We start from the raw sequence: 13,168 nt of genomic DNA, 5'->3' as shown, positions 1-13,168 counted from the left end.
GCGATTGCTCCTGGACATATGACCCCGAACGCCGCGCATACCCTGTCGCGATCAACGATGGTCGGCGGTGCTCGCCCCACGGTGAACACATTCTGTTGGCCGGGTGAACTCCTGACGACTATCGGCGCGGGTTGGGCGGATACGTCCACAGTCCACCTACCATTCGGCCGTGGGCGAGGGCGAGTGCAAGCGGGATGCAGGCTTCGGTCTTCCCGGTTTCGGGCCCTCCGGTTTCGGCCGTTCCGGCTTCTCCGGCTTCGGGCTCTTCGGTGGCGGAGCCAACCCGGATGCCGCCGGCCCCACGCCGCGCACCGGCCGGGCGGGTTCCGCGGCCCGTCCCGGCCCGCGACCGGTCTCGGCCCAGACACCGCCGGCCCAGACGCCGTCGGGTTCGGCATCGTCGGGTTCGGCGGGCTCGGTACCGCCGGCGCAGATACCGCCGGGCCGAGGTGCGTCCACGATCCGGGCAGGTGACAGTACCGTTGTGTCCCCGCGGCGGCGGATCCGCGATGCCGCGGCCGCGAACCCGCCGACCGCCACGCGCGCGGCGCTGCCCTCGCGGCTCGTCCGGCGCCTTGTCGACGGCCTGCCCTCCGGGCTGATCGTTCTGGACGCCGACGGCGTGGTGGTCCTGGCCAACCCGGCGGCCCACGCCATGGGGGTGATCGTCGACAGCCGTCTGGACCTGGTCGAGCTCAGCGACCTGGCCGCCCGCACCCGCGGCGACGGCGTCGACCGTGACCGGCAGCTCGACCTGCCACCCCGCCCCGAACCGCCGCTGACCCGGCCCCGTCCCGACCAGGAGGCGTTCGCCGTACGCGCTCGCACCTCGCGGCTGGACTCGGACGGCCATGTCGCCGTTATCCTCGACGATCTCACCGAGGCCCGCCGGGTGGAGGCGGTCCGCCGGGACTTCGTGGCGAACGTCAGTCACGAGCTGAAGACCCCGGTTGGCGCGCTGCACGTGTTGGCCGAAGCCGTCGCCGCGGCCAGTGACGATCCGGCGGCCGTCCGCCGGTTCGCCTCCCGGATGACGCACGAGTCCGCCCGGCTGGCCCGTCTCGTGCAGGAGATCATCGATCTGTCCCGGCTGCAGGGCGCGGACCCGCAGCCGGATCCCCGGCCGGTGCAGGTGTCGGTGGTGCTGGCCGAGGCGCTCGACCGCACCCGGCTGGCCGCCGCCGCCCAGGAGATCACCGTCGCGGTGATCGGCGACAGCGACTTCGTGGTCAGCGGAGACGAGGGGCAGCTGGTCACAGCGCTGGCGAACCTGCTGGACAACGCGGTCACCTACTCCCCGCCGGGGACCCGCGTCGTCGTCGGGGTCCGACGCGCCGGCGACACCGTGGAGCTCTCGGTTGCAGACGAGGGCATCGGCATCGCCGAGAAGGACCTGGAGCGGGTCTTCGAGCGCTTCTACCGGGCGGACCCGGCGCGTTCCCGCACGACCGGCGGCACCGGGCTGGGCCTGGCGATCGTGAAGCATGTCGCGACGAACCACGGGGGAAGTGTGAGCGTGTGGAGCTCCGAGGGGGCCGGGTCGACGTTCACGATCAGACTGCCGCTGCTGCTGGCCGACGCTGATACCGAGATCGATACCGACGTCGAGATCGATACTGACGTCGAGCGCGGACGTGACAACGACGATGGACGACTGACGGATGACGACTGACCGACGGACGACCGACGCCTGACTGACGCCTGACTGACGCCTGACTGACGGACGGATGACGGACGGATGACGAAGGAGTGTGACGCGTGACCCGCCTGCTGGTCGTGGAGGACGAGGAGTCGTTCTCGGACGCGTTGTCGTTCATGCTGGAACGGGAGGGTTTCGACGTCGCGGTGGCCGCCGACGGGCTGGCCGCGCTGACCGAGTTCGAGCGGCACGGCGCCGATCTCGTCCTGTTGGACCTGATGCTGCCGGGCCTGTCCGGTACGGAGGTCTGCCGGGCGCTGCGGCAGCGGTCGACCGTCCCGGTGATCATGTTAACAGCCCGCGACAGCGAGATAGACAAGGTCGTCGGCCTGGAACTCGGCGCGGACGACTACGTCACCAAGCCGTTCTCCGCCCGTGAGCTGGTCGCCCGTATCCGCGCGGTGCTGCGCCGCCGCGGTGAGATCGACGAACGCGTCACGGCGACGCTGGAGGCCGGTCCGGTGCGGATGGACGTCGAACGCCATGTCGTCACGGTCGCCGGCGCCTCCGTCCCACTGCCGCTGAAGGAGTTCGAGCTGCTGGAGATGTTCCTGCGCAACGCCGGCCGGGTCCTCACCCGCGGTCAGCTGATCGACCGCGTCTGGGGGTCGGACTACGTCGGGGACACCAAGACCCTCGACGTCCACGTCAAGCGTCTGCGTACCAAGATCGAGGGCGAGCCCGGGAACCCGCGCCACCTGGTGACCGTCCGGGGTCTGGGGTACAAGTTCGAGCCCTGACACCGGTGGCCTCTTCGCATCTTCGCCTCTCCGGTGATACGGCTGTGATCTTTCCGTGACGATTCCGATCCTCTGATCGGCGTTCCGGCCTGACAGCGGCGATCACTTGTGTACGTTGGTCAGGTGAGGGCTCCGCCCGGCCGGGTCGCTGTGCGTACCTGATCACTGTCATGGTGGTTCGCCGTCGCTGTCATGGTGGTCCGCCGGGCGCGTTGTCCGCCGGCTGCCGGTACTGGTCTGGTTCGCTGGATGCCGGTGCCGGCCGGCCGTGGCCGGCTCGATGCACGACCGGGAGTGGATGCGTGAAGTTTGGCCACGCGACGAGGGGGACGCACACCCTCCGCCCGCTGTCCGATTTTCCCGATGTTTCCGTCCTGCTCGATCTGACCGATCTGGATGGTCCGGCCGGTCCGGCTGGTCCGGTCGGGTTGCCGGTTGCCGTGCGGGTGAGCTGCCAGTGTGTCCGATGTCACTGAAGCCCGTGTCCGAGGCCGCCGCCGTCGAGATCCCCGCCGCCACCCGGCCCGGGGCCGGTGAGCCGCCCGTGACGCTGCCCGCGCCGGCCTCCTTCGACGGTGGCCAGCAGCCCCCGCCCCATCATGATCATGCTGTCCCGCACGTCGCCGTCCCGCCGGTCACCGGCCGGATGCGCCTCGGCGTGATCGACATCGGCTCGAACACCGTGCACCTGCTGGTGGTGGACGCCCATGTCGGTGGCCAGCCGCTGCCGGCCGCCAGCGCGAAGGTCCCGCTGCGGCTGGTCGAACTTCTCGACGGTGACGGAGCCCTCTCCGCCGAGGGTGAGCGGATCCTGACCGACTGCATCATCGACATGAGCGCGCGCGCCGACGAGCTCGGCGTGGACGATCTTGTGGTGTTCGCCACTTCTGCGCTGCGGGACGCTACCAACAGTGAGGATGTCCTGGCTCGCCTGCGGGCCGCCAGCGGGGTCGCGCTCGCGGTCCTGCCAGGGCAGGACGAGGCCCGGCTGACCTTCCTGGCGGTGCGGCGCTGGTTCGGCTGGAGTGCCGGCCGGCTGCTCGCGCTCGACATCGGCGGCGGCTCCCTGGAGATCGCGGCCGGGATGCACGAGGACCCCGATGTCGTGTCCTCCCTGCCGTTGGGGGCCAGCCGACTCACCCGGGACTGGTTCACCAACGACCCGCCGAAACGCTCCGAGGTGACGGCCCTGCGGCGCTACGTCCGGGCGCACATCGCCCCGGTCGTCTCCAGGCTGTACGTGGTCGGCGAGCCCACCAGGGCGGTGGCGACGTCGAAGACCTTCCGGTCGCTGGCCCGGATCGCCGGCGCGGAGCCCTACAGCCGCGGCCCGTACGTCCGCCGGGTCCTGCGCCGGGACGCGTTGCGCGAGATATCCGCGCGGCTGTGCCGGCTGTCCGCCGCCGAACGGTGTGATCTGCCCGGGGTGTCGGCCGACCGCGCGGGCCAGTTGGCCGCCGGGTCCGTGGTCGCCGACGAAGCCCTCGACCTGCTGAACCTGGACGAGGTCGAGATCTGCCCGTGGGCGCTGCGGGAGGGCGTCATCCTGCGCAGGCTGGACTGGCTGACCTCTGCGTGATCTTCAAATGATCTTCACGTGATCCCCGCCCGATCCCCGTACGGTCGCTCCCGGTATCCGGGCTGATACCTCGCTGTTCCGAGTCAGGCGTCGATCGCCGCACACAGGCACTACTCTGGAGGGATGTCCGAGGCGCAGACCCCAGCGCCGCGGCTCGGGGACGCCGAGGTCGCGGACAACCGTGGCGCAGGTTTGTGGCAGCCGACAGCGGATTCCGCTGGTCCGCCCCCTGACACCGGGTACCCGACCTTGCTCACGCCGCGTGGCGGTGGGCGTGCCATCGCACGGGTGCCCTCGGCCAGGGTGGCGCTGTCGACCGCGTCGACGTATCCGGAGTCGACGGCAGCAGCTTTCGAGATGGCCACCCGGCTTGGCTACGACGGCGTAGAGATCATGGTGTGGACGGATCCGGTGAGTCAGGATCCGGAAGCCCTGCGGCGGCTTTCCGACTATCACGGCATCCCGATCCTGGCGATCCACTCCCCGTGCCTGCTGCTCACCCAGCGAGTCTGGGGAGTCGAGCCGTGGGCGAAGCTGCAACGGGCCCGCACCGTCGCGGAGACGCTGCGGGCACCGACCGTCGTCGTCCACCCGCCGTTTCGTTGGCAGCGTGACTACGCCCGCGACTTCGTCGAGGGCATCGAACGGATGGCGAACGAGACGGACATCCGCTTCGCCGTCGAGAACATGTTCCCGTTGCGGGCCCGCGGGCGGGAGGTGTCCGCGTACGCGCCGGACTGGTCGCCCGTGGGTGACGACTACCGGCACGTCACCCTGGACCTGTCGCACACCAGCGTGTCCCGCTCCGACGCGCTCGCCATGGCCGACGAGTTGGGCGATCGGCTGGTCCACGTGCACATGGCCGACGGGATCGGCCTGGCCAAGGACGAGCACCTGGTGCCCGGCCGCGGCAACCAGCCATGCGCCGACCTGCTGGAACGGCTCGCGGCTCGGGGCTTCGACGGGACGGTCGTCGTGGAGATCAACACTCGCCGCGCGGAATCCCGGGCGCAGCGGGAGGCCGACCTCGCCGAGGCCCTGGCGTTCACCCGCCTCAACCTCGCGGCCGCCCCCGTCACCGCGGCCGGCCGCCTGCCCTGACGTTACGGTTACGGTCCGGGGCGCCGCTGGTCCGGGTGCTGTCGTCGGGCCGGTCGGCGATACCGGCGAAGTACCGGAGGCAGGAAGTACCGGGGACAAACAGCGACGAACAGCCGTATCCATCCCGCGTGACGGTGTCACCATGCGGTAATGAGCGCCAGATCGCTTTTCGACCCGATGGTGGACGCCTACGACGCCGCCCGGCCATCCTATCCCGATCAGCTGTTCAAGGATCTGGAATGGCTGGCCGGACGTGAGCTGGCCGGCGCGGACATCCTCGAGGTCGGTGCCGGAACGGGTATAGCCACCCGTGACCTGCTCGCGCGCGGCGCCCGGGTGATCCCGGTGGACCACAGCTCGGTCATGCTCGGCCGACTGCGGGAACGCACCCCCGAGATCGGCGTGGTACGCGCCGACGGTGAGGCGCTGCCGTTCTCCGGCGCAGTGGCGGACCTCGTCTGCTACGCCCAGGCGTGGCACTGGGTACGGGTGCCGGTGGCCGCGGCCGAGGCAGCACGGGTGCTGCGTCCCGGCGGCGCGCTCGCGGTCTGGTGGAACGACGTCGACGGCGAGGACCTACGCTGGTGGGAGCGTCAACAGCGGCGTCTGGAGGCGATGAGCCCCGGCTACCGGCGCGACTACCGCACCCGCCCCTGGGCGGACGAACTGCGCTGGACGGGCCTGTTCACCGAGGTTGTGATGGTTTCCGGCCGCTGGAGCCGGACGCTCCCGCTGGACCGGTACGAGCTGTGGCTGCGCTCGAAGTCGTACGTCCAGGCGATCGGGGACCGGCTGGAGGACTTCCTGGACGCCGAGCGGCGCTCCCTGCTGAAGGCTTTCCCCGACGGCCTGATCACCGAGCCCTTCCACACGATCCTGACCGTGGCCCGCATACCACCCTCCACCCCGTCATAAGCGGAACCCCCCGCCAAGCCCCCAGAACCCACAAAGGTACCGATCTTCCCCTTCATCGGAACGAGTACGTGAGTGGCTGCTACGGCAACCACTTGTTCCCTCGTTGTCATGTGGAGTGATCCCGCTTCCGTGGACAGCGAACCCGAGGTTCGCTGTCCACGGAAGCGGGATCACTCCAGACGTGGTGGCGCGGATGCGGTGGATCTGGCGAAACGGGGCGGATGTGATGGGGTGTGGTGGGAGTGTGCCGGTGGGTGTCGCTGGGTGTCGCTGGGTGTCGGGGGTGATTGCCGTGGCGTTCGGGCTCGGAGCGGGGGTGCTGCGGGATCCTGCGGGGGTGCTGCGGACGGCTCTGCTGATGATGTCGGGTGATCCGCGGGTCCGGCGGCTGGTGTCCACCGCGCCGTTGACCCGGGGCGTGGTGGAACGGTTCGTCGCGGGGGAGGACGTCGCGGCGGCGGTCAGGGTCGCGGGTGGCCTGCGTGACGCCGGTCTGCGGGTGTCGCTGGACCTTCTCGGCGAGGACGTCACCGACCGGCGGCTGGCCGAGGAGTCGGCCGCCGCCTACGGCGGGCTGCTGCGTGCGCTGGCCGACGTGGGGCTCACGCCCGCAGCGGAGGTCTCGGTCAAGCTTTCCGCGCTGGGGGCGCGGGTCGACGCCGCGCTCGCGCGTGATCTCGCCCTCCGGGTCTGCCAGGCGGCCCGCGACGCCGGGACGTGCGTCACCGTCGACATGGAGGATCACACCACCACCGACGCCACGCTGGCCGTTGTCGCCGACCTGCGCCGGGAGTTCGGCGAGACCGGTGCCGTCGTCCAGGCCTGTCTGCGGCGTACCGAGGCGGACTGTCGCGATCTCGCCGCCGCGGGCGGCCGGGTGCGGCTGTGCAAGGGTGCCTATGCCGAGCCCGCCTCGGTCGCCTACACCCGCCGGGCCGAGGTGAGCGCCTCCTACGCGCGTTGTCTGGCGGTTGTGATGGCGGGCCGGGGATACCCGATGGTGGCCACCCACGACCCGGTTCTGATCGAGCTGGCCGCGGGCCTCGCCGGTGCGCTGGCCACGGGCAGGCTGCCCGTGAGCGCGCAGGCCGCGGGTGGTTGGTCAGCCGGGCAGGCGCCCACGGCGCCGCAGGTCGAAGCGCCGCAGGTCGAAGTGCCGTCGGCCGGGATGTCGCAGGCCGGGACGTCGCAGGCTGAGGCATCGTCGGTCGCGACACCGCCGGTCGAGCTGGCCGTGGACGGGCGGTTCGACCGGCGGGCGGTTGAGGTGCCGCGGGGGGCTGCGTCACAGGGGGCCGTGTCACAGGGGGCGGCCGGGCAGGGGGCTGCGTCACAGGGGGTGGCCCGGCGGCCGTTCGAGTACCAGATGCTGTACGGGGTCCGCCCCGGAGAGCAGCGGCGCCTCGCCGAAGCCGGTGAGACGGTACGGGTCTATGTTCCATGCGGGCGCGAGTGGTACGGCTATCTGATGCGGCGGCTGGCCGAACGCCCGGCCAACCTGCTGTTCTTCGCACGCGCGTTGCGCTCCACCTCGTGAGCGCGACGGGTGGGCGGAGGCGAGTGCCGACACCGCGGCGGTGACGGACAGGAGCAGTTGCGGTGGCTGACAGTTTGACAACGGACAGTCACAGCGACAGGCGGTTGCGGCGGCGGACGGTGACGATAGCGGACGGTGGGGGAGCGGCGCGGGAATCGGTGGCAGCCACGCGTGGGTCAGTTACGTGCAGGTTGGTTACGCCAGGGCCGGTCGCGTACGGGTCGGACCGGGGAGAGCCGGATTGACAGGAGCCAGGTTGACAGGAGAGTCAGGTTGACGAAGATGCTCTGCCTGGGGTCGGGGATGCTCCGCCAACAGGAGGGATGTTCATGACGATCGCGATCCTCGGCGCCGGCAGGCTCGGCGAGGCGCTGCTGTCGGGGATGCTGCGCTCCGGGCACGATCCCGCGGATCTGTTCGTGACGGCGCGCCGGCCGGAGCGCGCCAGGGAACTGTCCGCCCGCCACGGGGTCGAAGCGGTCTCCAACCCGGCCGCGCCCACCCGGGCGGACGTGCTGATACTCACGGTCAAACCGCAGGACATGACCGCGCTGGTCGGCGAGATCGCCGGTGTCGTCACACCGGATCATCTGGTGATCTCGGTGGCGGCCGGTGTCACCACCGCGTTCCTGGAGCACCGGCTCGCCGCCGGCACGCCGGTGGTGCGGGTGATGACGAACACCCCCGTGCTGGTGGACGAGGCCATGTCGGCGATCTCGGCCGGTGCCCATGCCGGCGAGGAGCATCTGCGCCGCACCGAGAAGCTGCTGGCGCCGGTCGGCAAGGTCGTCCGGGTGCCGGAGGCGCAGCAGGACGCCGTGACGGCCCTCTCCGGCAGCGGCCCGGCCTATTTCTTCTACCTGGTCGAATCCATGATCGACGCGGGTATCCTGCTGGGGATTCCGCGGGGGGTCGCGGCGCAGTTGCTGGTGCAGACCGCGGTGGGGGCGGCTGTGATGCTGCGCGACTCCGGCGAGCATCCGGTGCTGCTGCGGGAGGCGGTGACCTCCCCGGGCGGCACGACGATCACCGCTATCCGGGAGCTGGAGAAGCACGGCGTCCGAGCGGCCCTGCTGGCCGCGATCGAAGCGGCCCGTGACCGTTCCCGGGAACTGGCCAGCCCCGCCTGACCGAACCCCGCCCGAACGCGAAAACCCCGCCAGGGCGCCAGGGGCGTCGTCGAACGGAGCCGTGACGTGGAAGACGCAGGGTGTGCGGGGGGTGAAACCACGTCATCGCTCCGTTCGCGTACTCGTCCGTCCGCGGGGGAGGCGGTGGCCGTGCCACGTCGTCCGGTGGAGCGGGTAGGCTCGGCCGGTAGTTCGTTCGGCTTTCCTTCCAACAGATCGGTCGGGTTCGTGGGTTCGGTTATCAAGAAGCGTCGCAAGCGCATGGCCAAGAAGAAGCATCGCAAGCTCCTCAAGCGGACCCGCGTTCAACGGCGCAACAAGAAGTAGCTAAACGATTACTTCGAGTTTCTTCCGTTGCCGGCTTGTCATGAAGCAGGCCGGTTCGTCCGGATATCGGACGGTAGACGGTGACGGTGAATGCCGGGCGCGGGAGGCCGGACGCATCGCAACGGGCTCGCCGTAGCCGGATGCCGGCTGCGCCGTGTCCGCTGGACGCTGGTCGGCCAGGGCGGTGATCCGGGCGGTATCCCGTGTGCTGTAAGCGCAACCGGGTCTCCGCCCGTGGGTCTCCGTCCGAGGCTTCCCGCCCGGCGCGACTGGCGGTCCGCACCGTCGTCATGCGACGGCACGGGTCCCCGGTCGCGCCGCGTGAGGTGTCGGCGATTCCGCTGTCGGCGATGACCCTGCTACGCCTTGGTCGCGTCGCAGGGGGTTCGGCTGTCCTGTCTCGCGGAGAGCCTTCTGGATCATCATCCGGATCGGCCGCCGGCATCCACCAGGCATCCATCGGGTGCGCTCTGGTTGTCGTTGCCGGCGGGTCTTTCGGTGACATCGTCGGTACCATCCGTTTCCGTACTGACGTTCAGCGCTTTCCCGTTGCTACCTTTTGCGTTCGGTTGCCTACCTGGCGTTCTGTGTTCGGTTGTGCGGTCGGTGTTCCCGGCCCGGCAGCGCCGCCAGGCCGAGTGATGTCACTGGATGTGACCTGCGAATCGTTGTCGGGCGAGACCGACGGAATCGTTACCGGATGAACCCGCGGTGACGCCTCGAGTTATGCTGCCCCGGCAATGTCGACGTTGGTGAACGTCGACCAATAGGACGCAACGCCATGTACTCCACGATGTTTCTGGCGTGACAACGCCAGGGCGTAGCATGGGCTCGGGTATCGGGGCAGGGGGCGACGAGAAATGCGACCACGCTGCGTGCTGGTGACCGGTGTTTCCCGGCCGCTCGGCGCACAGGTGGCGAGTGTCTTCGCGGCCGATCCGGAGATCGAGAATGTGATCGGGGTCGATACCGTGCCGCCCCGCGACGATCTCGGCCGGACCCAGTTCGTACGCGCGGACATCCGTAATCCGCTGATCGCGAAAGTAATCAGTGCCGCCGCTGTCGACACCGTCCTTCATCTGAATGTGATCGCCACTCCGCTCGGAGCCGGTGGCCGGGCCGCGATGAAGGAAATCAACGTCATCGGCACCATGCAGCTCCTCGCCGCCTGCCAGAAGGCGCCGAGCGTCACAAAGGTGATCGTCAAGTCCACCACGACGATTTACGGATCATCACCCTCCGATCCGGCGCTGTTCACCGAGGAGATGGAGCCGCGCAGTCTGCCCCGCGGCGGTTACAGCAAGGACGCCCTGGAGGTCGAGGGATACGTCCGGGGTTTCAGCCGCCGGCGGCCCGATGTCACCGTCAGCGTGCTGCGATTCACCAATGTCATCGGCCCCGGTATCGACAGTCCGCTGACCCGGTACCTCGAGCTGCCGGTCGTCCCGACGGTGCTCGGTTTTGATCCGCGCCTCCAGCTCCTGCACAGCGAGGACGCGCTCGCCGTGCTCATGCAGGCCGCCGTCGAGGACCATCCGGGCACGTTCAACGTCGCCGGGGACGGCGTTCTCCTGCTCTCCCAGGCCGTGCGGCGAGCCGGGCGCGTGCCCCTGCCGGTGCCGTCCCCGGCCGTGGTCACGTTGGGAAACCTGGTCCGCAGATCCCGGCTGCTGGACTTCTCCGCCGAACAGCTCGGCTTCCTCGCGCACGGGCGCGCGGTCGACACCACCCGGTTGAAACACGTATTCAACTACATCCCGCGGTTCACGACGCTGCAGACCTTCGACGACTTCGTACGGGACCGTCCGATGCGTTTCGCGATCGACCATGACGCCGTGGTCCGGCTGGAGCGGACCCTGTTGGACGTGCTCGCGCGTCGCAGGCTGGTCGGGACGTCATGACCAGCCTGATCAGGACCTCACGACCGTCGTCACCGCCTTTGGGCGGCTTCCGCGGTGGGCAGGGAGAAGGGCGTGCGGAAGACGGACCGGAGCTGGACGGGAGACAGATGAGATGAACCCGGTCATGACAGTGACCATCATGCGATATCCCCCGTACGGTCCGGCCCGGCAGACGTGGGCCGTGGGTTGGCAGGCCGCTGGATAGCGGCGTTCGACCGGCGAGCGGGCTGTCGGGGACGTGGGCCGGGCAGGTGGTTGTCCCACCAGTACCGGCCGACCGAGGAGCGCGCGGCCGCACCAGCGGCCACACAGGCGTCGCGATCAGGTGCCGCGCACCCGCGGGTCCCGAAAAAGCCGGGGAGCCCGAGGCCCACCCGGGGAATCCAGAACACCCTGGCAGCTCACACAGAGTATCAGGGCAAGTCCGGTGAAAAGGTGGTCACGGATGTGAGTGAGGCGCGCATCATCCCGCTGGGCAGTAAGGACGCCCGCATCCGGGCGAGCGGTGGCGCGACGGAACGCCGTTCCCGGTCGCAGGGCCCGACAGAGGGCGCTCACGACGACTCGGCCGCCGTGAGCGGCACCGACGCCGGTGGGCCGGTCGGCGGCGGGCGTGCCGCCGACCGGCGGGCCGAGGGCTCCGGCCCGGACCCGCGCCGGAGCGACCCGCCCACGTCAGCGACGGCGGTACCAACGGAGACGCGGACGGCCGCGGAGCGTTCCGGCGGCCAGCGGTGGGGTGACGCCGGTCCCCCGAGCGGCCGGGACTCGGCGCGCCGGGCCCCCGCCCGTCCGGACAGCGCCCGTCCGGACAGCGCCGGCGTGACAGGCCCCGGCGGGGCCGGCGCGCGGGGCCCGGCGGTTTCCAGGGAGTCCCGGGCATCCTGGGAATCCCCGGGGCCCGGGGAGTTCCTCACCCCGGAGGCCGGCGATACGTGGGCCTCGAAGGAGCGGGCGGGTGTTTTCGGTCTGAACGCTCCCGCCGACGATGACGTCGGCGCCGGGCCGGCGTCCGTGTTGCCGTCCGAGCCGTTGGCCAACGCGGGCAGCCTGGAACGGGCGCTCGCGGGTTTTCTCGCGTTCCTGCGGCGCCGGATCACCGGCGACTACGTGGTCGACGAGCACGGTTTTGACCCGGACCTGACCGAGAACGTCATCGCGCCGCTGCTGCGTCCGGTCTACCAGAACTACTTTCGGGTCGAGACGCGCGGTCTGGAGAACGTTCCGGACACCGGTGGCGCGCTGATCGTGGCCAACCACTCCGGTACCCTGCCGCTGGACGCGATCATGACCTCGCTGGCGATAATGGACCATCATCCAGCCCACCGGCACCTGCGGATACTCGCCGCGGACCTGGTGTTCTCCGTGCCGTTCCTCGCACCGCTGGCGCGCAAGACCGGTAACACCCTCGCCTGCCAGGCCGATGCCGAACGGCTGCTTGCCGGTGGCCATCTGGTGGGGGTCTGGCCGGAAGGTTTCAAGGGGATCGGCAAGCCGTTCAGCGAACGCTACAAGCTGCAGCGTTTCGGCCGCGGAGGTTTTGTCTCGGCCGCCCTGCGCACGGGCGTCCCCATCATTCCGTGCACGATTGTCGGGGCCGAGGAGATCTACCCGATGATCGGAAACTTCCGGACGTTCGCCCGACTGCTCGGGCTGCCCTATCTGCCGGTCACCCCGACATTTCCGTGGCTGGGGCTCCTCGGCCTGGTACCGCTGCCGTCGAAATGGTTCATCGAGTTCGGCGAACCGGTGGAGACGGAATCGCCGAACCCGGCGGCGGCCGAGGACCCCATGCTGGTGTTCGAGCTCACGGACCGCATCCGGGAGACGATTCAGCATTCCCTCTACGGACTGCTGATGCAACGTCGGTCGGTATTCTTCTGATCTGTGACGACCATGGACGGGCGGCGGATGAGCTGGTGGCGCGCAAGGTCGCGGCGGACCTGGGTGGGCCGCGGCCTCACCGCTGGCTATCTACTGTCGGTGACCGCCGCGGTCGCGGTCCTGGTCGTCATAGGCGATCTTTTTCTGGCGGTGTGGCTGGCCGTCATCGAGGTGGCCTCGGTGCTGTCGATCGTCTGGGTGACGCGGCGGGCCGAGCCGTCGCCGGAGCAGGCCCGACGCACCACCCGGCTGGGCACACCGAACGATCCCGGCATGCCCAGCGGCCGCCGGTAGGCGTCCCCGGTCTCCGGTCTCGGTGTGGCCCGGCCGTCCAGAAGGTGGCAGGCCGTCCGGC

11 protein-coding genes are annotated in these 13,168 nt (G+C 70.0%); all 11 read left to right on the top strand.

Translation table 11 applies throughout. From position 1 onward, the window contains the following. Positions 1 to 502 precede the first annotated feature (502 nt). Entirely contained in the window at positions 503 to 1,672 is a 1,170-nt protein-coding gene (locus FSYMDG_RS20040; protein WP_131796751.1) for a sensor histidine kinase, read from the top strand. 86 nt (positions 1,673 to 1,758) lie between these two features. After that, entirely contained in the window at positions 1,759 to 2,439 is a 681-nt protein-coding gene (locus FSYMDG_RS20035; RefSeq protein WP_013875212.1) for a response regulator transcription factor, read from the top strand. A gap of 457 nt (positions 2,440 to 2,896) precedes the next feature. Next, positions 2,897 to 4,018, top strand: coding sequence for a Ppx/GppA phosphatase family protein (locus FSYMDG_RS20030; protein ID WP_013875211.1), 1,122 nt, complete (start codon positions 2,897 to 2,899; stop codon positions 4,016 to 4,018). Positions 4,019 to 4,141: 123 nt separating this feature from the next. After that, positions 4,142 to 5,119 carry a sugar phosphate isomerase/epimerase family protein gene (locus tag FSYMDG_RS20025; protein WP_013875210.1) on the top strand — a complete coding sequence of 326 codons (978 nt, stop codon included), beginning with the start codon at positions 4,142 to 4,144 and terminating at the stop codon, positions 5,117 to 5,119. A 150-nt stretch (positions 5,120 to 5,269) separates the two neighbouring features. Beyond that, complete coding sequence (locus FSYMDG_RS20020) at positions 5,270 to 6,034, top strand: class I SAM-dependent methyltransferase (protein WP_013875209.1); 765 nt, start codon at positions 5,270 to 5,272, stop codon at positions 6,032 to 6,034. A 250-nt stretch (positions 6,035 to 6,284) separates the two neighbouring features. Continuing rightward, positions 6,285 to 7,571, top strand: coding sequence for a proline dehydrogenase family protein (locus tag FSYMDG_RS23465; RefSeq protein ID WP_013875208.1), 1,287 nt, complete (start codon positions 6,285 to 6,287; stop codon positions 7,569 to 7,571). Positions 7,572 to 7,894: 323 nt separating this feature from the next. Further along, positions 7,895 to 8,701 (top strand): pyrroline-5-carboxylate reductase, encoded by an 807-nt coding sequence (gene proC / locus FSYMDG_RS20010; RefSeq protein WP_043604083.1) that lies wholly within the window; start codon positions 7,895 to 7,897, stop codon positions 8,699 to 8,701. A gap of 228 nt (positions 8,702 to 8,929) precedes the next feature. Continuing rightward, entirely contained in the window at positions 8,930 to 9,028 is a 99-nt protein-coding gene (locus FSYMDG_RS24940) for a 30S ribosomal protein bS22 (RefSeq protein WP_003948845.1), read from the top strand. 860 nt (positions 9,029 to 9,888) lie between these two features. Next, positions 9,889 to 10,929 (top strand): NAD-dependent epimerase/dehydratase family protein, encoded by a 1,041-nt coding sequence (locus FSYMDG_RS20005; protein WP_013875205.1) that lies wholly within the window; start codon positions 9,889 to 9,891, stop codon positions 10,927 to 10,929. Between the two features lie 447 nt (positions 10,930 to 11,376). Continuing rightward, positions 11,377 to 12,813, top strand: coding sequence for a lysophospholipid acyltransferase family protein (locus tag FSYMDG_RS30180; RefSeq protein ID WP_013875203.1), 1,437 nt, complete (start codon positions 11,377 to 11,379; stop codon positions 12,811 to 12,813). Positions 12,814 to 12,840: 27 nt separating this feature from the next. Next, positions 12,841 to 13,107, top strand: a complete 267-nt coding sequence (locus tag FSYMDG_RS19995) for a hypothetical protein (protein WP_013875202.1) — start codon at positions 12,841 to 12,843, stop codon at positions 13,105 to 13,107. Positions 13,108 to 13,168 lie beyond the last annotated feature (61 nt).

The sequence above is a fragment of the Candidatus Protofrankia datiscae genome, assembly GCF_000177615.2.
Taxonomy (GTDB): Bacteria; Actinomycetota; Actinomycetes; order Frankiales; family Frankiaceae; genus Protofrankia; species Protofrankia coriariae.
This window is presented reverse-complemented; position numbering and strand designations above follow the sequence as displayed.

Bases quoted from the DNA above. Each gene is read 5' to 3' on its own strand.
- proC (WP_043604083.1), top strand. From the start codon at position 7,895: ATGTTCATGACGATCGCGATCCTCGGCGCCGGCAGGCTCGGCGAGGCG.
- FSYMDG_RS19995 (WP_013875202.1), top strand. From the start codon at position 12,841: ATGAGCTGGTGGCGCGCAAGGTCGCGGCGGACCTGGGTGGGCCGCGGC.
- FSYMDG_RS20020 (WP_013875209.1), top strand. From the start codon at position 5,270: ATGAGCGCCAGATCGCTTTTCGACCCGATGGTGGACGCCTACGACGCC.
- FSYMDG_RS20025 (WP_013875210.1), top strand. From the start codon at position 4,142: ATGTCCGAGGCGCAGACCCCAGCGCCGCGGCTCGGGGACGCCGAGGTC.
- FSYMDG_RS20005 (WP_013875205.1), top strand. From the start codon at position 9,889: ATGCGACCACGCTGCGTGCTGGTGACCGGTGTTTCCCGGCCGCTCGGC.